This is a genomic window from Pseudoalteromonas sp. 68 DY56-GL68 (assembly GCF_041414825.1).
Classification (GTDB): Bacteria; Pseudomonadota; Gammaproteobacteria; order Enterobacterales; family Alteromonadaceae; genus Pseudoalteromonas.
The window spans coordinates 423,347-445,148 of record NZ_JAOCZL010000021.1; the positions used below are offsets into that span (position 1 = coordinate 423,347).

27 protein-coding genes and 2 tRNA genes are annotated in these 21,802 nt (G+C 40.5%); 14 read left to right on the forward strand and 15 right to left on the reverse strand.

Annotated features, from left to right (window positions below; genetic code table 11):
- Positions 1-31 precede the first annotated feature (31 nt).
- The 8 genes from nhaC to NYF15_RS16370 form a co-directional block, all read right to left on the reverse strand.
- Positions 32-1,510 carry a Na+/H+ antiporter NhaC gene (gene nhaC, locus NYF15_RS16335; RefSeq protein ID WP_371354129.1) on the reverse strand — a complete coding sequence of 493 codons (1,479 nt, stop codon included), beginning with the start codon at positions 1,508-1,510 and terminating at the stop codon, positions 32-34.
- A gap of 169 nt (positions 1,511-1,679) precedes the next feature.
- Entirely contained in the window at positions 1,680-3,704 is a 2,025-nt protein-coding gene (gene prc / locus NYF15_RS16340) for a carboxy terminal-processing peptidase (protein WP_371354130.1), read from the reverse strand.
- 26 nt (positions 3,705-3,730) lie between these two features.
- Positions 3,731-4,381 (reverse strand): RNA chaperone ProQ, encoded by a 651-nt coding sequence (proQ, locus tag NYF15_RS16345; protein WP_130149779.1) that lies wholly within the window; start codon positions 4,379-4,381, stop codon positions 3,731-3,733.
- A gap of 14 nt (positions 4,382-4,395) precedes the next feature.
- Positions 4,396-4,674: a hypothetical protein gene (locus NYF15_RS16350; protein WP_130149778.1), complete on the reverse strand. Its 279-nt coding sequence runs from the start codon at positions 4,672-4,674 to the stop codon at positions 4,396-4,398.
- Positions 4,674-5,132 carry a GAF domain-containing protein gene (locus NYF15_RS16355; protein ID WP_371354131.1) on the reverse strand — a complete coding sequence of 153 codons (459 nt, stop codon included), beginning with the start codon at positions 5,130-5,132 and terminating at the stop codon, positions 4,674-4,676. The genes NYF15_RS16350 and NYF15_RS16355 overlap by 1 nt, the downstream gene beginning before the upstream one ends.
- Before the next feature lie 125 nt (positions 5,133-5,257).
- Positions 5,258-5,653, reverse strand: coding sequence for a hypothetical protein (locus NYF15_RS16360; protein WP_371354132.1), 396 nt, complete (start codon positions 5,651-5,653; stop codon positions 5,258-5,260).
- A 145-nt stretch (positions 5,654-5,798) separates the two neighbouring features.
- Positions 5,799-5,889: transfer RNA gene (locus tag NYF15_RS16365), tRNA-Ser, on the reverse strand.
- Positions 5,890-5,933: 44 nt separating this feature from the next.
- Positions 5,934-6,024: transfer RNA gene (locus tag NYF15_RS16370), tRNA-Ser, on the reverse strand.
- A 259-nt stretch (positions 6,025-6,283) separates the two neighbouring features.
- On the opposite strand from NYF15_RS16370, the gene NYF15_RS16375 reads away from it, so the two are divergent.
- The 12 genes from NYF15_RS16375 to NYF15_RS16430 all read left to right on the forward strand — a co-directional run bounded on the left by NYF15_RS16375 (position 6,284) and on the right by NYF15_RS16430 (position 14,267).
- Positions 6,284-6,949, forward strand: coding sequence for a Bax inhibitor-1/YccA family protein (locus tag NYF15_RS16375; protein WP_130149775.1), 666 nt, complete (start codon positions 6,284-6,286; stop codon positions 6,947-6,949).
- A gap of 57 nt (positions 6,950-7,006) precedes the next feature.
- Complete coding sequence (tusD, locus tag NYF15_RS16380; protein WP_130149774.1) at positions 7,007-7,360, forward strand: sulfurtransferase complex subunit TusD; 354 nt, start codon at positions 7,007-7,009, stop codon at positions 7,358-7,360.
- Positions 7,357-7,713 carry a sulfurtransferase complex subunit TusC gene (gene tusC / locus NYF15_RS16385; protein ID WP_371354133.1) on the forward strand — a complete coding sequence of 119 codons (357 nt, stop codon included), beginning with the start codon at positions 7,357-7,359 and terminating at the stop codon, positions 7,711-7,713. Before tusD ends, tusC begins: the two co-directional genes overlap by 4 nt.
- Positions 7,710-7,976, forward strand: coding sequence for a DsrH/TusB family sulfur relay protein (locus tag NYF15_RS16390; protein WP_371354134.1), 267 nt, complete (start codon positions 7,710-7,712; stop codon positions 7,974-7,976). Before tusC ends, NYF15_RS16390 begins: the two co-directional genes overlap by 4 nt.
- Before the next feature lie 3 nt (positions 7,977-7,979).
- On the forward strand, positions 7,980-8,309 hold the full coding sequence (gene tusE / locus NYF15_RS16395) for a sulfurtransferase TusE (protein WP_062568972.1): 330 nt from the start codon (positions 7,980-7,982) through the stop codon (positions 8,307-8,309).
- Entirely contained in the window at positions 8,309-8,956 is a 648-nt protein-coding gene (locus tag NYF15_RS16400) for an rRNA large subunit pseudouridine synthase E (protein ID WP_371354135.1), read from the forward strand. Before tusE ends, NYF15_RS16400 begins: the two co-directional genes overlap by 1 nt.
- Positions 8,949-9,383, forward strand: a complete 435-nt coding sequence (locus NYF15_RS16405) for an NUDIX hydrolase (protein WP_371354136.1) — start codon at positions 8,949-8,951, stop codon at positions 9,381-9,383. The genes NYF15_RS16400 and NYF15_RS16405 overlap by 8 nt, the downstream gene beginning before the upstream one ends.
- An 87-nt stretch (positions 9,384-9,470) precedes the next feature.
- Positions 9,471-10,571: a tRNA 2-thiouridine(34) synthase MnmA gene (gene mnmA / locus NYF15_RS16410; protein WP_054551934.1), complete on the forward strand. Its 1,101-nt coding sequence runs from the start codon at positions 9,471-9,473 to the stop codon at positions 10,569-10,571.
- Positions 10,571-11,173 (forward strand): high frequency lysogenization protein HflD, encoded by a 603-nt coding sequence (gene hflD / locus NYF15_RS16415; protein ID WP_371354137.1) that lies wholly within the window; start codon positions 10,571-10,573, stop codon positions 11,171-11,173. Before mnmA ends, hflD begins: the two co-directional genes overlap by 1 nt.
- A 33-nt stretch (positions 11,174-11,206) precedes the next feature.
- On the forward strand, positions 11,207-12,577 hold the full coding sequence (purB, locus tag NYF15_RS16420) for an adenylosuccinate lyase (protein WP_054561603.1): 1,371 nt from the start codon (positions 11,207-11,209) through the stop codon (positions 12,575-12,577).
- 73 nt (positions 12,578-12,650) lie between these two features.
- Positions 12,651-13,796, forward strand: coding sequence for a JmjC domain-containing protein (locus tag NYF15_RS16425; RefSeq protein ID WP_371354138.1), 1,146 nt, complete (start codon positions 12,651-12,653; stop codon positions 13,794-13,796).
- A gap of 12 nt (positions 13,797-13,808) precedes the next feature.
- Positions 13,809-14,267: a GNAT family N-acetyltransferase gene (locus NYF15_RS16430; RefSeq protein ID WP_130149767.1), complete on the forward strand. Its 459-nt coding sequence runs from the start codon at positions 13,809-13,811 to the stop codon at positions 14,265-14,267.
- A gap of 55 nt (positions 14,268-14,322) precedes the next feature.
- Here the strand turns inward: NYF15_RS16430 and NYF15_RS16435 are convergent, their stop codons facing one another.
- From NYF15_RS16435 to NYF15_RS16455, 5 genes are all read right to left on the reverse strand, one after another.
- A complete protein-coding gene (locus NYF15_RS16435; protein WP_062568965.1) occupies positions 14,323-14,769 on the reverse strand; it encodes a DUF4826 family protein in 447 nt (148 codons plus the stop codon).
- Between the two features lie 91 nt (positions 14,770-14,860).
- Complete coding sequence (locus tag NYF15_RS16440; RefSeq protein WP_371354139.1) at positions 14,861-16,105, reverse strand: lipoprotein-releasing ABC transporter permease subunit; 1,245 nt, start codon at positions 16,103-16,105, stop codon at positions 14,861-14,863.
- Positions 16,095-16,793 carry a lipoprotein-releasing ABC transporter ATP-binding protein LolD gene (gene lolD, locus NYF15_RS16445; protein WP_371354140.1) on the reverse strand — a complete coding sequence of 233 codons (699 nt, stop codon included), beginning with the start codon at positions 16,791-16,793 and terminating at the stop codon, positions 16,095-16,097. The genes NYF15_RS16440 and lolD overlap by 11 nt, the downstream gene beginning before the upstream one ends.
- Positions 16,786-18,003 (reverse strand): lipoprotein-releasing ABC transporter permease subunit, encoded by a 1,218-nt coding sequence (locus NYF15_RS16450; protein ID WP_130149764.1) that lies wholly within the window; start codon positions 18,001-18,003, stop codon positions 16,786-16,788. Before NYF15_RS16450 ends, lolD begins: the two co-directional genes overlap by 8 nt.
- A gap of 89 nt (positions 18,004-18,092) precedes the next feature.
- Positions 18,093-18,974: a LysR family transcriptional regulator gene (locus NYF15_RS16455; protein WP_237118644.1), complete on the reverse strand. Its 882-nt coding sequence runs from the start codon at positions 18,972-18,974 to the stop codon at positions 18,093-18,095.
- Positions 18,975-19,084: 110 nt separating this feature from the next.
- Here NYF15_RS16455 and NYF15_RS16460 point away from each other — a divergent pair, with 110 nt between their 5' ends.
- Complete coding sequence (locus tag NYF15_RS16460) at positions 19,085-20,206, forward strand: S-(hydroxymethyl)glutathione dehydrogenase/class III alcohol dehydrogenase (RefSeq protein WP_062568960.1); 1,122 nt, start codon at positions 19,085-19,087, stop codon at positions 20,204-20,206.
- Positions 20,207-20,261: 55 nt separating this feature from the next.
- Positions 20,262-21,098, forward strand: a complete 837-nt coding sequence (gene fghA / locus NYF15_RS16465) for an S-formylglutathione hydrolase (protein ID WP_341804244.1) — start codon at positions 20,262-20,264, stop codon at positions 21,096-21,098.
- Here fghA and NYF15_RS16470 read toward each other — a convergent pair.
- Complete coding sequence (locus NYF15_RS16470) at positions 21,095-21,415, reverse strand: hypothetical protein (protein ID WP_371354141.1); 321 nt, start codon at positions 21,413-21,415, stop codon at positions 21,095-21,097. The two genes, fghA and NYF15_RS16470, sit on opposite strands and share 4 nt — an antisense overlap.
- On the reverse strand, positions 21,408-21,749 hold the full coding sequence (locus NYF15_RS16475; protein WP_371354142.1) for a hypothetical protein: 342 nt from the start codon (positions 21,747-21,749) through the stop codon (positions 21,408-21,410). The genes NYF15_RS16470 and NYF15_RS16475 overlap by 8 nt, the downstream gene beginning before the upstream one ends.
- Positions 21,750-21,802: the final 53 nt, after the last annotated feature.

Genomic DNA, 21,802 nt, shown 5'->3' on the forward strand with positions numbered 1-21,802 from the left:
AATGGCCCCACTTCTGTAGGGCCTTACGTTATTATTCAACAGTGCTTGGTTTCGCATGTTTTGGGGTAATGCGTAAAATCTTAATTCCCAAATAAGCATAAATAACCGCTAGGAACGGATTAATTAAATTAAAGAAAGCATACAGTGCATAATCAAATGGATTGATTAATAAAACACTTTGCATATACGCACCACAAGTATTCCAGGGGATCAATGGACTAGTTATCGTTCCGCCATCTTCTAAGGTGCGTGATAAGTTAACCGGCTTTAAACCACGTTTTTCATATTCTTCTTTAAACATGCGGCCAGGCACGACAATGGCAATATATTGATCAGCCGCTACCGCATTTGTACCGATACACGTAGCAATCGTTGCGGTAATAAGCGAGCCGGTACTCTTCGCTATTTTTAAGATGCTCTTTACGAACATATCAAGTAAGCCCGTTTTTTCCATAATGGCACCAAACATAAGCGCAGTCATAATTAACCATGTAGTCGTTAACATGCCAGCCATACCACCACCACTGAGCAATGAATCCATTTTTTCATCACCAGTATCGATACTAAACCCATCGAAAAAAGTGGTCCATACTAGTTTAAAATAGCCAATAATTTCACCTTGTGATGCATCAATTTGGCTGCTAATTAAATCTGATTGAAATAGCATTGCCCAAATAGCACCAAGCACAGCACCGATTGATATAGCAGGAAAAGCTGGCATTTTACGAATAGCTAAAAATAGCAGCACAGCTAAGGGCACTAGCATTTCAAAACCAATGTTGAAGTTTTGTTCCAGTAAATTGACAATTACTTCAATACGCCCTGCCTCAGCTGAGCCACCGGCATTAAAGCCCATAAAGATAAAAATAATTAAAGCGATGATAAAGCTTGGTACCGTTGTCCAAAGCATATGATGAATATGGTCAAATAAATCGGCACCGGCTACTGCAGGTGCTAAGTTTGTGGTTTCTGAAAGAGGGCTTAACTTATCACCAAAGTATGCACCAGAAATAACAGCACCAGCAGTAACAACTTGCTCAAGACCAAGACCAGTTGCAACACCTAATAACGCCACACCAATAGTTGCAGCTGTGGTCCATGAACTACCAATACTCATAGCTACAATGCCACAGATTAAACAACTGGCAGCATAAAACCAACTTGGATTAATGATTTGAAGGCCATAGTAAATAAGGGTGGGTACAGTACCGGATAATAACCAAGTACCAATTAAAGCACCAACCATAAGCAAGATAATAATTGCACCAAGGGATAAAGTGATCCCTTCAATCATGGCTTGTTCAAGTTTTTTCCATGTATAGCCATTTTTTAAACCAATTAACGCCGCTGTAAAAGTGGCGAACAATAATGCAATTTGGTTAGGACCTGATGACGAATTATCACCAAACAAATAAACAGCAGCACCTAAAAGGCACACAAGCACAGTAATTGGGATCAAAGCATCTAAAAAACTAGCCTGCTTGATCGGCTTTTCTTCAATAGAATTCAAAAGATAGTCTCCTACACGTCTTATGTGGCGTGTTTAATTATTATTGTAAGCTTGACGCAAAACTTCAGTGGCTTTTTTGACAGCCAGATTGTCCAATTATAACAAGCTGACCTGTTTTAGGTAGCAAAAAAGGCGCCTAAGCGCCTTTTTATTAATCATAAGTAAGTATTTATTTTTTCGCGATACGGCCGTACTTGATGTAATCTTGCGTGATTAATGCCGCTTCTTCCAAAAATGGGTCAAGATCATCTAAGGTGTCAGGTAAATCGTCTAAGTTCTCTACCGGCTTTTCACCTAGGCGAACTAAGCGTTCATTGGCACGCTCAAGTGCTCGTTCTTCACCTTCATCTTTCTCTTTAATACGAGCGGCTTCAACCAGTGAAATTGTTTTACGATCTTTCTCTTGTTGATAACGCTTAATGTCATCAAATACGTAACCAAACTCTGGCTCGCTCGCAATACGTGTATCATGTAACTTATTCACATACGCAATTGCAGGCTCTAGGTTATCAACAGAGTTGTATTTAGCACGAATGATACTATCCCACGGTAACGCGTTGTCTTGTTGGCTTTCGCCCCAATCCGCTGGATCGACTGCCGATGGGAATGATACATCTGGTATCACACCTTTATGCTGAGTACTACCACCATTAATACGATAGAATTTAGCAATTGTGTACTGTACGCTACCTAATGGGTGATCATATAAGTCATAAGCACGACCAAGTGGTTTATGCTGTTGTACTGTACCTTTACCAAAGGTTTGCTCACCAATGACAATTGCACGACCATAGTCTTGCATTGCAGCTGCGAATATTTCAGATGCTGAAGCACTGTATCGATCAACTAAAACGGTTAATGGACCATCATAAAAAGTGACACCATCGCGGTCTTTTTGCTCTTCAATTCGATTATTTAAAGTGTGGATTTGTACCACGGGTCCTTGATCAATAAATAAACCTGACAACTGAGTTGCTTCGTATAAAGAACCACCACCGTTTTGACGCAAATCGATAATAATACCATCAACCTTAGCTTCTTTTAACTTAGCTATTTCAACTTTAACGTCTTGCGATAAGTTATTGTAGAAACCTGGTATTTCAATCACACCAATTTTACTGGTTAGGTCTGAATATTTAGCTTCAAATACTTCTGATTTGGCTGCGCGGTCTTCAAGGCGAATTTTATCACGCGTAATCTCAACGACTTTAGGTGTACCATGGGCGTCTGCACCTTTTAAATATTGCAAACGAACTTTAGTGCCTTTAGGACCTTTGATTAAGTCAACCACGTCATCAAGACGCCAACCAATCACATCAACAAACTCTTCGCCATCTTGAGCTACACCAATAATTCGGTCATCGGCTTTGATTTGTTCTGATTTATCCGCAGGGCCACCTGGCACTAAACTACGAATAACCGTGTAATCTTCATCATAGCTAAGAACGGCACCTATACCTTCCAGCTCAAGGTCCATATCCATCTTAAACTGTTCAGCACGACGTGGCGATAAGTAAGAAGTATGTGCTTCGATGCTACGTGCAAATGAATTCATCACGATTTGGAAAGCATCTTCACTGTTTGTTTGCACTAAACGTTTTTGCGCATTGTGGTAGCGCTTGGTAAGAACGTCTTTAATTCCTTGCCAATCTTTACCCGTCATTTTTAAACGTAACGCATCATATTTAACGCGTTGACGCCAAAGTTCATCGAGCTCAGCTTGGCTTGTAGCCCAATTAGCTTCTTCACGGTCAAACACGTACTCATCTTCTTTATCAAACTTCATTTCCTTTTCTAGGAGCGATAAAGAATAGTCATAACGTTCAAAGCGACGTTTTAGGCTCAGGTTAAAAATATCAAATGCAAAACCAAGTTTGCCTGTCGACAATGCATTGTCGAACTGATCTTTATATTGCTCAAAAGAAGCAATGTCTGAGGCTAAAAAGACACTCTTATTGTAGTCAAGAGACTCAATATAACGTTCGAAAACTTTTTCAGATAAGCTATCGTTAAAACGTATTGGTTTATAGTGTGCACGAGTAAATAAGTTTGTCACCCGTTTGCTTGCTGTACTATGCTGGCTTTCTTGCTTGAGTACTGGCAAATCATCTTCAGTTAAATTATCTGCAGCGGCCAATAATGAGCCTGAAAACAGGGCAGCGACTAACGGAATGAGCGTAAACTTTTTACTCATACACAACTCCTTTCTTTTTACAGCTATTAAATGATATACAGGCTGTCTGCTTTGGTCTTAACTTGCATCCCTGTTACTAACTCAACATGAACTTCATCTTTGTTCACTTCTGTTATAACAGCATTTACAAGAGCTTGGCCAAGTTTAACTTTCACTTTGCTATTAACCTTGACCTCAGAGGCAGGTAAAGGTTCAACTTTTCCTGAACGTTTAGCTGGTGCAGCTTTTGCAGGCTTATTACCTACTCTAGCGCCTTTATCACCAGATTTGGCATTTTGAGCACCGTTCTTTTTGTAAGATTTTGTGTCTGAATCTCTACGTGGACGTTGCTGCTTTTTACGCTTAGCCATTTTGGCGCGGCTTTCTTCAAGTGCTTTTTGGGCGTGCTCAATGTGTTCTTGTTCCACTTTTTCATCTTGATTACCATCAAGATCGATGCGGAACTCAGATTTAGTCACTGCCTCTAAATAGCGCCAATTTGAGGTATACTTTCTAAGTGCTTGACGAACCTGAGTTTTACTTACTTTCTCAGAACCTTCAATGCGCTCAGCGATATCTTTAAAGATACCGACTTTAAGCGGCTGAATGCCGTCTTTTTGTTTAAAACATTGCGGAAATTCTTGATATAAGAAATCCAGTACTTCATTAATATCTTTTAGCTTGTTTGTGGTTTCCATGTTAGAACCTTTTATTACATCTTTTCATCAAGTGATGAATCGACATAGTGTGTTACCCAGTCGGTCAACTCTTCGAATTCGGCCTCTAAAAGTGCAAGCTCCCCTCGAAGGTGTTCCCAAATACCATTTATAATTTCATCAATCGATTCACAGTCAAGGTCGTCAGGGAGACGATCCCAAGCCATGTGAATCAACTCATTGAGCCTTTCGGCTACAACTTCTTCTTCTCCTTCCCAATCACCAACATCTTGAATGGAAAAAAGGTAATCTTGCACGTTTAGCAGATCTTTCATTACAGGTTTGCCTCAAAGCATTTTACAAGTGCTTCTAGACCTGTGCGGTCGTCAACATCGAAACGTCCGATATTTGGACTATCAATATCAAGTACGGCAAAAACTTTACCATCTTTAAAAATGGGTACCACAATTTCAGAGTTAGATGCAGCGTCACAGGCTATATGACCGGCAAATGCATGAACATCTTCCACTAATTGTGTTTCTTGTGTCTTAGCAGCCGTGCCACATACTCCTTTACCTACAGGAATACGGATACAGGCCGGATTGCCTTGAAACGGACCAAGTACTAGCTCATCTGGCGAATCCATTAAATAAAAACCCGCCCAGTTAATATCCTCTAATGAGGTAAACAAAAGCGCACTAATATTTGCCATATTTGCTATAACATTTGACTCACCATTAATCAGCGATTCAGTTTGTTTAACTAATGACTGGTAAAATTTTTGCTTCGACATACCAAACTACTTCTTATTAAACATACAGTAGCTAAAGGTACTCTTTGTGGGCGACAAATGAAACCTTTTAAGGGCAAAAAAAAACATTTTGCCCTCAATTTCAGTCAGCTTGATTAAATATTCTGCTATTGATGGGGAGTTTGAACTGCCAAGCCCTGTCTCAATCCAAATAAGAATAAACCTGCAGCCAATGCAGACATAAGCGCATTCACAATAAATGCGGTACCCGCCGTTGCACTCAGCAAATAACTAAAAATAGCGCCTCCTAATAAACCCAGTGTTAAAACACCCGAGTAGTTCACTTTCGCGTACTTAAACATTAATAAGTAACCAGGCACGACAAAGGCCGCCATTGTTAAGCCAACAATATGGGCATTAGAAATGGCGCTCACTAAGAGGTTAAAGAAAATACTTAAGCCATTTCCTTCTAAGGTAAACGCATAATACAGGCCTAAGACACAACCAATGATCACAGGCGATAATAAAGATAGTCCTACACTCTTTGCTATACGATGTTTCATAAATTCCCTACTTTAACAAAGATAATACGAGAAGTAATAAGCATGGACTAACTAGAAAAAATCCGAAATATCGACAATAGTCGTACTAGAGATGAGAAAGGATTAGACACAAAAAAGCCGCTGAACTAATCAGCGGCTCTGATGATGGTGGAGAGATAGGGATTTGAACCCTAGAGGGGCTACAAACCCCTGCCGGTTTTCAAGACCGGTGCATTCGACCACTCTGCCATCTCTCCGAATGCGAAATAACTACTCGCTTGCGCAAATAGCTTAGTAATAATGGTGGAGAGATAGGGATTTGAACCCTAGAGGGGCTACAAACCCCTGCCGGTTTTCAAGACCGGTGCATTCGACCACTCTGCCATCTCTCCGACGGCGTGCATAATAGATAAGCCAATGAGCTTTGTGAAGCTTTTTTTTCAAAAAACTGTTTAAGTGATTAAAAAACAATTAATTTGCTCAGCATTAGTACAGCAGCGTTTAGATTATGCGCAACATTGAACTTTTCAATTATTTATCGTGTCTATTGAACTACAAAGGTTTGCCCAAATATATAACTCTTGGTAGTCTTAGTTCTAGTTTAATAATTGGAACTAACGAACTAAATAGTTCATTTAAAGGAGCTCTACAATGGCGTTTAATCACTCGTACAATACCGCTAAACCGGTTATGTCGACCATTGAAACAAACAAAGTACTTAAAAATACTTATTTCTTACTGGCCATGACATTAGCATTCAGCGCAGTGACAGCCGGTATTTCAATGGCGATGAATTTACCTTACTTCATGGGTCTGGTATTCAGCCTTATTGCATTTGGTGTACTTTTTGTAGTCAACAAAAAAGCTGACTCAGCCTCTGGTGTCGCTTGGGTATTTGTATTTACAGGGCTTATGGGCGCAGGCCTTGGTCCTATTTTAAATTACTATGCAGCAATGCCAAACGGCCCATTACTCATTATGCAGGCTCTTGGTTCGACCGCGTTAATTTTCTTTGGTTTATCGGCCTATGCACTGACGACTAAAAAAGACTTCTCATTCATGGGTGGCTTTTTAACAGTTGGCCTAATCGTTGTTATCATTGCCAGTTTAGTAAACCTATTCATCGGTAGCTCTATTACTTTCATGGTTATCAATGCTGCTGTAGTTTTAATCATGTCTGGCTTAATCTTATTTGACACAAGCCGCATTATTAACGGTGGTGAAACTAACTACATTCGTGCAACTGTCGCCCTTTACTTGAATGTATATAACTTATTTACATCACTTCTACACCTACTTGGCGCAAGTGATGACTAAATAGATATTTATCTGATAAAATAGCCCCTTTCTAGGGGCTTTTTTATTGGATGCGTTTTGGCACAATTTGTACTATCTCTTCATACCGCACCGACTGATCATGATACAACACAGCGCTTAATTAAGTTTGCTGAAGCTTGTATTGCAGGCGGCCACACCATTTCAGCTATTTTCTTATACCAAGCAGGAATTTTCCATGCGAGCAATCATTTAGATCTTGCTAGCGATGAACTACCTATAAAGCAACTTTGGCAAAAGTTATCGGCAAAAGAAGTTCCTCTATTGTTATGCGTTACAGCAGCCGAAAAACGTGGTTTGGATACACAGAATACGGGTGTTTTCAAGGTTGCAGGGCTTGCTGAGTTTGCAATGCTAGCCAGTGAAGCAGATAAATGGGTGCAATTTAAATGAAAAATGTTTTAGTAATAAGTCAACATGCTCCATTTGACGACCAACACATTCGGGAATCGCTCGACATGGCACTTATCTTCGCAGCTATTGATCAGAATATCAGTTGGTTATTAAGTGCGGATGCAGTGCTAGCACTTAAAAAAAACCAACAACCTGAACTGTTAGGTATTAAAAATTATTTTAAAACGATAAAAACGCTTGAGTTATATGATGTTGAAAACATATATGTGTGCGAGAAGTCACTTATGGATTTTAAGTTAACTAAGGAAAATCTCATTATTGACGTTAAAGTTGCTAACTTTGAACAGCAGCGTGCTTTAATAGCTCAACAGCATCAAGTGGTGACTCTATGAGTACCTTACATATTTTTTCAAAACCTTTATCGCATTACTGCCTTAATACACTTGAGAATTTGATTGATAGCAACCACGCTTTACTTTTGGTTGGTGATGCTTGTTATAACATCAACCAATTTAAACAATTTTCTGCTACCCTGCACTTGTTGGAAGAAGATGCCACGGCACGCGCCATCTCACTAACCGAAAGTGATATTAACATTAGCTATGCTGAGTTTGTAGAACTCACATTATCAGCTCAAAACACGATTACTTGGTAAATCATGCTTGAATTTAATAACAAACAGATTGAAACAGACAAACAAGGCTATTTGCTTGATACAAATGATTGGAGCGAAGAACTTGCGCCTATTATTGCCGAGCAAGAAAACATTACTTTAAGTGAACAGCACTGGGAAGTTGTGCATTTTGTGCGTGATTTTTATCTTGAATACAACACCAGCCCCGCTATTCGTATGCTGGTAAAAGCAATGGCTCAAAAGCTAGGTGAAGAAAAAGGTAACAGTATGTATTTATACAAACTGTTTCCAAAAGGCCCCGCTAAGCAAGCAACTAAAATTGCAGGTTTACCTAAACCGGCTAGGTGCATTTAATGGTAAATAAACCAAAAAATAAACCGCGTCGCAGCAGTGGCCGAACATACTCTAGACCTACGCAAAAACGAGAAGTAAAAAAAGCAATTAGCCCAGAGCAACGCAAAGTGGTGCTGTTTAACAAACCATTTGATGTGCTTTGCCAATTTACTGATGACCAAAACCGTAAAACCCTAGCCGACTTTATTACTATTAAAGACGTGTATGCGGCAGGACGCCTAGACAGAGACAGCGAAGGACTCTTGCTTCTTACAAACTGCGGTAAGTTACAACACACACTTACTGAACCCAATAAAAAAACAGCTAAAACATATTGGGTGCAAGTAGAAGGTGATGTGAGTGATGAGGCACTCTTTGCCCTTAACAAAGGCGTAGAACTTAAAGATGGCATGACCAAGCCCGCTAAGGTCAGACGTATTGACGAGCCATCAATTTGGCCGCGTACACCACCCGTTCGCGAGCGGAAAAACATTCCAACCAGTTGGTTAGAAATCTCTATCACTGAAGGACGTAATCGCCAAGTTCGCCGGATGACTGCTCATGTTGGCTTCCCTACTTTGCGATTAATTCGTTACAGCATTGGTAACTATACTCTCGATGGTTTAGATAACGGCCAATTTAAAGTAGTGAACAACCCAGATGCATAAACCCAATGTCACAGTGGCCGCTATTGTCACGTGCCAAGAGAAATTTTTACTTGTTAAAGAGCGTGACAAACACACTGGTGAAATCTGTTATAACCAACCAGCCGGCCATTTGGAGGCAAATGAAACCTTAGCAGATGCTGCACATCGTGAACTTATAGAGGAAACGGGCATTAGCCTTAACCCCAGCCACCTTGTTGGCATTTATAATTTGCATGCCGCGAATGGCGTTCACTATATGCGTTTTAGCTTTGCTTTTAGTTGCGCTGAGCTATTTGTACCCTCCCCCCAAGATGATGACATTCTAGGCGCAGATTGGTTTAGCCTTGAGCAAATTAAAAGCCTGCCGCTGAGAAGCCCTCTAGTTTTAAAATGCATTGAAGATCATTTAGCTGGCAAAGCCTACCCACTGAGTTTGATTTACCAATAACGGCTGTGATTTTGGCTGGTTTGGGCGTCTAAAAGCATGCTATAATGCCAGTCTTTCCATAGCAGTTAAAAAATGACAGCGAATATTATGAGCGAAAATAGTCACATTAAAGTCATCGTGGGTATGTCCGGCGGTGTGGATTCTTCTGTATCAGCGTATTTATTAAAGCAACAAGGCTATCAAGTTGAAGGCCTGTTCATGAAAAACTGGGAAGAAGACGATAATGATGAATATTGTGCTGCAGCTGAAGACCTTAAAGACGCGCAAGCTGTGTGCGACAAACTAGGCATTGAGCTTCACACTGTAAATTTCGCAGCCGAATACTGGGACAATGTGTTTGAGTACTTTTTAGCTGAGTACAAGGCAGGCCGTACGCCAAACCCAGACATCATGTGTAATAAAGAAATCAAATTCAAAGCATTTTTAGAATTTGCAGCACAGGCTTTGGGTGCTGATTACATTGCCACAGGCCACTATGTACGCCGCGAAAAGCGTGGTGATAAATTTGTTATGTGTCGTGGTCTTGATGACAACAAAGATCAAAGTTATTTCTTATACACTTTAAGCCATGAACATATTGCGCAAACACTTTTCCCTGTTGGCGATATTGCTAAACCTGAAGTTCGCCGCATCGCTGAAGAACAAGACTTAATCACTCACGATAAAAAAGACAGTACCGGTATCTGTTTTATTGGTGAGCGTAAATTTAAAGACTTCTTACAAAAATTCTTACCAGCACAGCCAGGTAAAATTGAAGATACCGATGGCAACGAAGTGGGTGAGCACGAAGGCTTGATGTACCACACCCTTGGTCAACGTAAAGGTTTATTAATTGGTGGCATGAAAGAAGGTTCAGGTGAACCTTGGTATGTGGTTGATAAAGACGTTGACCGTAACGTATTAGTGGTTGGTCAAGGTAAAGACCACCCTCGCCTATACAGTAATGGCTTAAATGCAAATCAACTTCACTGGGTTGATCGCGAAGGCCCCAAAGGTACCACACGCTGTACTGTTAAAACCCGTTATCGCCAAGAAGACATCAGCTGTACTTTACTCGTTGGTGAAGATGGTATGGCACGCGTATTATTTGATGAGCCACAAAAAGCAGTTACACCAGGTCAATCAGCCGTATTCTATGCTGACGAAGTCTGTTTAGGTGGTGGTATTATTGATTCGGTGATCAAATAATGACAGAACACCAAGTCATGGCTTTAGCCGCCATGTGCCAAGTTGCCAAACAAGTACAAAAAGTTGCGCAATATGGCCAAGGCAGTGATCACGAATTAGAAAAATTACTAAGCTGTATTGTCGAGACATCACCTAATAGCCCTGAAGATGTATATCAGGGTAAACATAATTTACGTGACGGTTACCGTGTCTTAATCGCCCAGCTTTCAGCAGGCTCTGACAAAGACGTTGAAATCGTAAAATATGTGGGTGGCTTAATGCAGTTAGAGCGCGCATTAAGTGCAAAACAAAACAGTTTAAATGAATTAGGTCGTCGCATTGATGATGTTAAGCGTCGCCTCGACCATTTTGCTATCACAGATGATACTGTGGTCGCAGCGCTTGCCGATATTTACTCATCGGTGCTAAGCCCCCTTGGGCATCGTATTCAAGTGTACGGCAAGCCAGAGTTATTAAAGCAGCAACTCACGCAAAACAAAATCCGCGCCCTATTATTGGCCGGAATTCGTAGTGCCGTGTTATGGCGACAAATGGGCGGTAAACGCCGTCACTTTTTCTTTTCGAAGAGAAAAATCCTTGCCATTGCTAAACAGTATATTTAATTATCGTTCAAACTAGACAATTTAGGAGTCATTATGGAGCTTTCAGCGTTAACCGCTATCTCTCCGGTAGATGGTCGCTACGGCAGCAAGACCACGGAACTACGCAGCATTTTCAGCGAATTTGGTTTAATCAAATACCGTGTAACTGTTGAAGTTCGTTGGTTACAAGCTTTATCTGCAGCTAGCGCAATCAAAGAAGTACCGGCATTTAGCGACGAGGCTAATGCTTTACTTAATGCCATTGTTGATAACTTTAGCGAAGCTGATGCAGCACGCGTTAAAGAAATCGAGCGCACAACGAACCATGACGTAAAAGCGGTTGAATACCTACTTAAAGAAAAAGTAGCAGACAACGCAGAGCTTAACGCAGTAAACGAATTCATTCACTTTGCATGTACTTCAGAAGACATCAATAACCTGTCTCACGGTTTAATGCTGACAGAAGCGCGTGACAAAGTATTACTTCCATACTGTGACCAACTTCTAAATGCATTAAAAGAAAAAGCGGTTGAGTACAAATCAGTAGCGATGATGACGCGTACACATGGTCAACCAGCTACCCCTTCTACAATGGGTAAAGAGTTTGCAAACGTATACATGCGCTTAAAGCGTCAACGTGATCAAATTGCTAACGTCGAAATGTTAGGTAAAATCAACGGCGCTGTAGGTAACTACAACGCTCACCTTAGCGCGTACCCAGATTACGATTGGCACAGCCACGCTGAGCAGTTCGTAACGAGCCTAGGTTTAACATTTAACCCATTCACAACACAAATCGAGCCGCACGATTACATTGCTGAGTTATTCGATGCAGTTGCACGTTTCAACACTGTATTACTTGATTTTGACCGTGACGTTTGGGGCTACATTGCACTTAACCACTTCAAACAAAAAACAATCGCAGGTGAGATTGGTTCTTCAACTATGCCTCACAAAGTAAACCCGATTGATTTTGAAAACTCTGAAGGCAACTTAGGTATTGCTAACGCTATCTTTACTCACCTTGCACAAAAACTACCGGTATCTCGCTGGCAACGTGACTTAACTGACTCAACAGTGTTACGTAACCTGGGTGTTGGTATGGGTTACACACTTATCGCTTACCAAGCGACATTAAAAGGTGTTAGCAAGCTTGAAGTAAACGAAGAGCGTTTATTAGCAGAACTAGACCAAAACTGGGAATTACTAGCAGAGCCAATCCAAACGGTTATGCGTAAATATGGTATCGAAAAGCCATATGAAAAACTTAAAGACCTTACTCGTGGTAAGCGCGTAAACCAAGAAATCATGGCTGATTTCATCGATGGTCTCGAGTTACCTGAAGAAGCAAAAGTAGAAATGAAAAAATTAACACCGGCTAATTACATTGGTCGTGCTGTTGAGTTCATCGACAACTTAGCTTAAATTCAAATTAAGACTTAAAAAAGCGAAAGGCCTTCCTTTCGCTTTTTTTATATCAATTCGCTTAGGTCATGTTATGTATCAATTAACCATCAATTCATTAACCCAAGAGCAATTTTTAGCTGAGTATTGGCAGAAAAAACCATTACTTATTAAACAAGGCTTCAAAGATTTTGCTGATCCTATAGAGCCCGAAGAATTAGCCGGTCTAGCAATGGAAGAAAGCATTGAATCACGTATAGTGACCAATCACTCAGATGATTGGCAAGCATATCATGGCCCGTTTGAAGACTTTAGCTTACTGACAGAGCAACATTCAACACTCTTAGTGCAAGCAGTTGACCATTGGCATAACGATGCAGCGCAACTGCTAGAACCATTTCGCTTTATTCCAAACTGGCGTATCGATGACTTGATGATCAGCTACTCAACCCCAGGTGGTGGTGTAGGCCCGCATTTAGACCAGTACGATGTGTTTATTATACAGGGTGAAGGTAAACGCCACTGGCGAGTTGGTATGCCTGATGCGAATTTAAAACAATTTGCGCAAAATAAAAGTCTGTTGCAAGTTGAGCAATTCCCTGCGGTTATCGATTGTGTGTTAGAGCCTGGAGATATTCTGTATATCCCGCCTGGCTGCCCACATGAAGGTTACGCAGTTGAAAATGCACTTAATTACTCTGTTGGTTTTAGAGCGCCTAATCAGCGTGATTTATTATCACAATTTGCTGATCACCTCATTGATACTGAACTTGGCAATCAACGATACGGTGATGCAGAGCTTAAATTACGCTCATCAAAAGGTGAACTTAACCAAACTGAAGCCGAGAAAGTAAAACAATTAATGATTGCTGCGATTAATGATGACGCAGTGTTTAAGACTTGGCTAGGCAATAGTATGAGCCAGCCAAAGCATGAAATGGATTTAGCGCCTTTAGAAGAGCCCTACACATTAGATGATGTAAATGACTTACTCAATGATGAAGACGTTGTTTTTGAGCGTTTAGGCGGTACTCGTGCAATTTACCAAATAATTGATGAACAGGTTCTATTAAGCATCAATGGTGTTAACTATATGCATGATTTAGATGAACTTGAGCTAATCAAAAAGCTCACCGATCAAACTTACCTGACAGCTACCGACATAAATAGTTCAAAAAATAATCACATTTTCTTGAAAACCTTTACTACACTTTTAAATGAGGGTATTTGGTTTTGTTAGGAGCGTGTGTTTATGGGCTATCATATCGATGAAGTTGAATGGAGTATCGACAAGGAACTCTTGCAGCAAATCAGGGAGCGTGTGTTTGTATATGAATTACACATCCCTAAACACGTAGAATTTGATCATCTTGATCAAACAGCACACCATGTATTGGTTACAAAAGATGGTAAATGCCCTGTCGCTACAGGGCGTTTATGTAATGATGGGCTCATAGGCCGTATTGCTGTCTTGCCTGAGCATCGCAATCGCTCTGTCTATAAATCGCTACTAACCTATTTAGTTAAAATGGCTGAAAAACAAGGGTGCGACTGTGTGAGTATTAATTGCATTTTGAACGAAGTTGACAGGTTTAAACGAAATGGTTTTGCAGCAGATGGCTTAGTATTTATGGAGGCTGGTATTCCAAGACAACGAATGCTTTGCCCCATCAAACAATTTGATACGCGACCATTCACCTTGGTGCATTAACGATACAAAATAAAAAGCTGAATAGTTCTATTCAGCTTTTTACAGTAAACTCAGACTATGCTGGCTCGTTTTGCCACATATCATCTTTTTCAAATAACTCATACAAACCGTGTGCACGATTTATCAACAGATTTGCAAAATCAACTTTTGTTTTATCGACTGCACCTGATTGCATAAGTTGGTCTGCTTTAAGCTGCCATTGCATCGAAAAGAAGCGTAAAGCTTCACGTGCATCTTTCGCTGCGCTCGCTTCGGCGTGGTCCGTTGGTAAACGGCCCGTCACCACCCAGTAGCTTTTACCATTTTGAGCTTTGAATTTCCAAACAGCAACTAGTGGCGCAATAAAGCGGCTTTCTTTTTCAATGACAGTTTGCGGGATCACACCTTTTTCAGCTAAATGCTTTTGCGCGTTCTGGAAACATTCTCGTTGCCACATAATACTTTGTTTGTGTGCTTGTGCTTGCTCTTCTTCTGTCAGTGGCTTAGCTTGTTTTTGTTCCATATTGGTTACTCTTTTACTACATTTAGGACACTTTAAGGCTTAATATACTAGGGTGCAAGTGTTTGCGAGCATTTAAGCTTTATTCACACTTTTAGTTACCTAACACCTTTGCAGGGTCAATTCTTGTTGCCTGCCATGCTGGATAAAGTGTTGCTAGTATAGCCAAAATAAAAGTAACAAAAACTGTAACAACAATATCTTGCCAAACTAACTTACTCGGTAGAAACTCAACAAAATAAACACCTTGTAACGGGTTATCACCAGCTAGGTTGCTTAACCAAGTAAACAGCTCACTTATATTAAGTGCCACCATAACACCAATAACAGTACCTAACAGCACACCAATTAGGGCTTGAGTAAAGCCTTGCATAACAAAAGTTGCCAAGATTGTACTATCTTGTGCACCCATGGTTTTTAAGATAGCAATGTTTGCCTGTTTCTCGCGTACTTCCATCACCAAGGATGAAACAATATTAAAGCTGGCAACAGCAATAATTAAAAACACCACGATATAAACAATCGTGCGAACCATTTGAATATCCTGATACAAACTGCCTTGTGTTCTAAACCAACTAGACACATACACATAGTCGGGGATAACTTGCCCGACCCGCATCGCCGTTTGATGTGCAGCAAAAACATCATCCACTTTTAACCTAAGCCCTGTTACTTGGTTTTTAGTAAAACCCAGCACAGCTTGTGCTTTATCTAATCTTATATACGCAGCTGTTTCATCTATAGGCCCGCCCATATTAACAATGCCCACGAGCTTTACACTCACCCGCTTTGGTGAGAGTAACTTACTCGTTTGTTGATTAATCTGTGGGATCAATAACGTAACGGGGTCGCCAATTTCTAGACCAAGCTTATTGACGATTTGTTGACCTAAGATGACATCTTCTTGCTGTAGTTGGCTTACTAAACGGCCCTGAGTAAACTGATTAAGCGCAGAAACTTGGTTCTCTAAATCGGCTTCAACTCCGCGTACCTCAACCGCTTTCAGTTCATTTTTAAACTGTGCCATACCACTTACACTGATAAAAGGCGCTGCGCCAGCAACGCCATTTTGCTCACCTAGTAATTTGACTTTATTTTGCCAATCATTGATCGGTTTATTAGGGGCTACATATTCAACTTGTGGCACAACAGACAATAATCTGTGCACCAATTGCTGCTCAAAGCCATTAATAACCGATAGCGCAACAATAAGAACAGCAACACCTAATAGAATACCTATGGTCGAAGCCTTTGCTATAAAACTCACAAAACCATTTTGACCATCTTTATGACCACTGTGTGCGCGAAAACGTTTTGAAATAAAGGCACTAAGCAACATTTTGAGACTCTTTAATTGCAAGCTTACCATCATCTAAATAAGCAATTTTTCCCAGCTTATCTGCAAGCTCTAAATCATGCGTGACCACAACAAAGCTTGTTTTGAGACTGCTATTTAACTCTTTAATTAAGTCATAAATTTTTATTGCATTTTGTTTGTCTAAATTACCTGTTGGTTCGTCTGCAAGTACTAACGCAGGCTCAGTAACTAAGGCCCTTGCAATGGCAACACGTTGACGCTCACCGCCTGATAACGCTGAAGGTTTATGCTCACTGCGATGAGAAAGACCTACTTTATCAAGCATAATTAATGCTTTTTTGTTCGCTTCAATTGCACTTAAGCCTTTTATAAGCAATGGCATAGCAACATTTTCAATCGCAGTGAATTCCATTAACAAATGATGGAATTGGTAAATAAAACCAAGATTTTCGTTGCGAAAGTTAGCTTGTTGTTTGCGGTTTAGCTTTCCTACTTGCTTACCTTTAATTTCGACTGTGCCGTTTGTTGCATTATCGAGGGTTCCTAAAATGTGCAATAAAGTACTTTTACCCGATCCTGAGCTGCCAACGATGGCCAACATTTCACCCTGTTTAAGCGCCAGTTCAACCCCTTTTAATACTTCAACTTGGTTATCGCCATCTTGATAAACTTTGTTCAGCTGCTGACAATTGATGACTAGATCACTCATAACGTAATACCTCTGCTGGATTCACTTTTGCAGCTTTTCGGGCAGGATACAAAGTGGCTAAAAAGCTCATCGCAATACTCCCTGCGGCAATTAGGCTCAAACTCATAACATCAAATTTAACGGGTAAGCTCACACCTGCTAATAAATTGATGCCTAACATATTCAATAATTCATTGATATTGCTACTTAACAATACCCCAAGTAAAGCACCGATACTGGTACCGATAAGACCGTTATATAAGCCTTGTATCATAAATACATGTTGTACTTGCTTGGGCGTTAAACCCAGCGTTTGCAAAATTGCGACTTCACTTTGCTTTTCGCTCACCATCATGGTCAACGCTGAGACAATATTAAATACAGCAACTAAAACAATCAGTCCCAATAGCATTGACATGATCCTTTTCTCCATTGCTACAGCGGCAAAAAGGGTTCCTTGCGTGTCTCGCCAATCTGAATACTTAAACCCAGCTAACATCTGACTGTGTGATTGTAAAACATCCTCAACAGCAAAAGGCTCATACAAGGATACACTTAAATTAGGTGCTGCTGATGATGCTATTTTTAAAACTCGCTGTAATGAGTAACCACTGGTGAAGGCTAAAGAGGTATCTATTTCAGATTGCGTTTCATATAAAGCTGCGACCGTAAATAAGCGTTGACTCGGCACCCTACCCAAGGGGGTATACGCGCTTGCATTTGGCATAATAACTCGCACTTTATCACCAATGGAGATACCAAGCTTGCGACTTAAATAACGACTTATGGCAATATGGTACTGTTTATCCATCACCAATGACCAATCACCCACGACAATTTTATCTTTAATCTGATAAAGTGAGTTTCCATCATCATAAAGCCCTTGTAACAACACACCATGTAAGTCTTTATTTGTTTGTAAAATGGCTTCACCATGACGGTATAGGTTGACTTGTTTTACATCTTGAGAGTTTGTAAGCTGAGTTTTAAGCGTCGCCATTGCCTCTTTTGAATGGGAATCCCCTTCTACTTCAATATGAGGAATTAGCCCTAGCATATTGGTTTTTAGATTATTCTCGAAACCATTCATAACCGAGCTAACCGTAAAAAGAGCCATCAGGCCAATAGCGATGCCTGCAATAGAAAAAAATGAAATAAATGAGATAAAGGCATTACCCTTTGAAGAGCGACTATATCTCAGCCCTATAAAAAGGCTAACAGGTTGAAACATAATAATTTATGGGTAATCCAAGGGCTAAATATGCGCTCATGTTAGCATATATTTAGCCATGATGGGATGCGAGAAATTGTAAAAAATAATTATAAATCCGATACTTGAACACTCTCAACAAGATGATCAAGTAATGCTTTTACATTCGTTGCAATAAACTGTCTTGGTGGATACACCCCCCATACACCTTCAGGTGCAGGCGCAACATTCGATAACACAGCAACGAGGTTCCCCGTATTTAAGTGCTCATTTACATAATAGTCTGGCAGTTGCACAATACCTAACCCTTTAATTGCAGCATCTACCAATGCCCAACCACTGTTACATTGTAAGCGCCCTGCTACTTTTATGTGTTTATCTTGGTTTTGCTCTTTTACCCGCCAATAGCTGTTATTACCAATTAAGCAATGATGATGGTGTAACTCACTCACACTGTGTGGTTGCCCATAGTTGTTTATATATTCAGGGCTACAGCAAATAACTAGCCTGCGCTGATTAATGCGCCTTGCTTTTAAAGAAGAATCTTTTAAATGCCCTAGTCGTATTGCCAAATCATACCCTTCTTCGAGTAGATTAACTTGCTCATTACTTAAATGGCTGATCACTTCAATATCAGGGTGCTTTTGCATAAACGAATGCACCGCTGGCATAATATAACTTTCTCCATACATTACAGGAGCAGTCAGCTTTATAGTGCCTTTAGGTGTCAATTGCTGTTCTGCAAGCAGTGCCGTTGCATCATCCATTGCATGCTGAAGTTGCTTTGTTTGATGAGCAAATATTTCACCTTCTTTGGTTAGCACAACTTTGCGGGTTGTTCTGGTCAACAGCTGTGTATTTAAACGCTCCTCTAATTGACTGACATACCGACTCACATGCGCCACCGACATACCAAGCATTTTACCAGCCCTAGTAAAACTGCCAGTTTCTGCTACTGCTAAAAACTCATCGATTCCATGCCAACGATTCATTATTACCATACTGTAAAAGTGTTTTAATAAAACTGAGATTATCATTCATTGAGAAATAAATAAAATAGACTAGGTTTATTACTTACTTCCAACAACTATAAGGGAACGTTATGACTGATTTTATTAAATCAAAAGCGGCTATCGCTTGGGGTCCAAATCAACCACTATCAATCGAAGAAGTGGATGTAATGATGCCAAAAAAAGGCGAAGTGCTTGTAAAGATTGTTGCTACTGGTGTTTGCCACACAGATGCATTTACTTTATCTGGTGAAGACCCTGAAGGTATTTTCCCAGCAATCCTTGGCCATGAAGGTGGTGGTATTGTTGAAGCTGTGGGTGAAGGTGTGACACATGTAGAAGTAGGCGATCACGTAATCCCTCTTTACACTGCCGAGTGTGGTGAATGTAAGATGTGTAAATCAGGTAAAACCAACCTATGCTCTGCAGTGCGTGAAACGCAAGGTAAAGGTTTAATGCCAGATGGCACCACTCGTTTCTATAAAGATGGTCAACCGATTTATCATTATATGGGGTGCTCAACCTTCTCTGAGTACACAGTATTGCCTGAGATTTCACTTGCTAAAGTGAGCAAAGAAGCGCCACTTGAAGAGATTTGTTTACTTGGCTGTGGTGTTACCACAGGCATGGGTGCTGTAACGAAAACAGCTAAAGTACAAAAAGGCGACACTGTGGCTATTTTTGGCCTAGGTGGTATTGGTTTATCAGCGATTATTGGTGCGAAAATGGCTGGTGCAAGCCGTATTATTGGTATCGATATCAATACTAGCAAATTTGATTTGGCTACAAAACTGGGGGCAACAGACCTAGTAAACCCGAAAGATTTCGACAAACCAATTCAAGAAGTCATTGTTGAAATGACTGACGGTGGTGTTGATTTCTCATTTGAGTGTATTGGTAACGTTGATGTTATGCGTTCTGCACTTGAATGTTGTCACAAAGGCTGGGGCGAATCAGTCATCATTGGTGTAGCTGGTGCTGGCCAAGAAATCTCAACGCGTCCATTCCAACTTGTAACAGGCCGTGTATGGCGTGGTAGTGCATTTGGTGGTGTTAAAGGTCGTTCTGAGTTACCTGAAATTGTTGAGCGTTATATGAATGGTGAGTTTGCGTTAAACGACTTCATCACTCACACCATGAAACTTGAAGATATCAATGAAGCCTTTGACTTAATGCACGAAGGTAAGAGCATCCGCTCAGTCATTCATTATTAATCTATAAACCTGACGCTTGGCTGACCCCAAGCGTCTTCGTTTCAAGGATGTGGTTATGCTAGAAAACATAAGCTCAACAAAAGTCAGCGGTGGCTGGCATAAACAATACACACACCAAGCAAGCAGTACCCATTGTGCTATGCGTTTTGCAATATTTTTACCGCCTGGTGCCAGTGAAACAAACAAAGTACCCGTCATGTATTGGTTATCAGGTTTAACCTGTACTGATGAAAACTTTATGCAAAAAGCAGGTGCCTTCAAAAAAGCGGCTGAGCTAGGTATTGCAATCGTTGCACCAGACACGAGCCCTCGTGGTGATAATGTGCCTGATGATGAAAACTACGACTTTGGCCAAGGTGCAGGTTTTTATGTGAACGCTACAGAGGCCCCTTATAACGTGCATTATAATATGTACGATTATGTTGTTTCTGAGTTACCGGCACTTATTGAGGCACACTTCCCCGTCAGTGATAAAAAAGCCATTGCAGGTCACTCAATGGGTGGTCACGGCGCATTGATGATTGCCCTTAGAAACCCTGAGCAATATGTAAGTGCCAGTGCCTTTAGCCCAATCGTAAACCCTGTTAACTGCCCATGGGGTGAAAAGGCGTTTACTAACTATTTAGGTAGTAACAAAAGCAGTTGGCTTAAATACGATACGTGTGAACTAATGAAGCAGGCAGAAGCTGATAATTACCTGCCAATACGCGTTGATCAAGGCGAAGCTGATAACTTTTTAACAGAGCAGCTTAAAACAGAAAACTTATTTGCAGTAGTGAATGAAAGAGATTACCCCGCTGAGATAAACATGCACGCAGGCTATGATCACAGTTACTTTTTTATTAGTAGCTTTATCGATGAGCACTTAGTGTTTCATGAGCAATACCTTTAATTGCCATTTGATGAGTGTGGGGGATCAATTTCCTCACACTCTTTAATAGTCCTTGTTATTTGTCTGCATTTTAACTGTGGCTTTTTCTCTGCAGTATCAATAATAAAATTTATAATTGATTTATCTATTTGCTCGCCAAGTTCTCCAAAAGATTTTGCCTCTGAATCTTTGACAAACACACCTGAACCGGCCGCATTTTTAGTACTGTTTGAGCGAGAGTTGTTAGCTTGACCATCCAGTATTACCCCTGCAAGAGTGCAACCTGTGAGTTGAAAAATTAACACAATCAGAACTATGTATTTTATTCGACTAACCATTATTACGGCTCTCCCTTTTAATAGATTGAATTTTAGGTGTTACCGTTAGCTCCACACACTCTTTCACAACTCGACTTATTTTGCGACATTCAAGTTTAACTTTTTTATCTTTACTTCCTTTTTCAAGCGCTCCAATAATCGCTTTATCTATTTCATAGCCTAACATAGTCATTGTTAAACCGTAGTTCACGCGATGATTTGACCTAACCTCGGAATAAGCACTTGCCGATTGTGCTTGATTACTTCTACCTGCAATACCATCTGCAACAAAGCCGATCGCTGTACAGCCGCTAAGCACTACGAAGGCGAAAATTAATGTAATAAGTTTAGACATCCTTTTCCTCACACTCATAATAACTCATTAAGTATATTGCTCTGCTTATATTT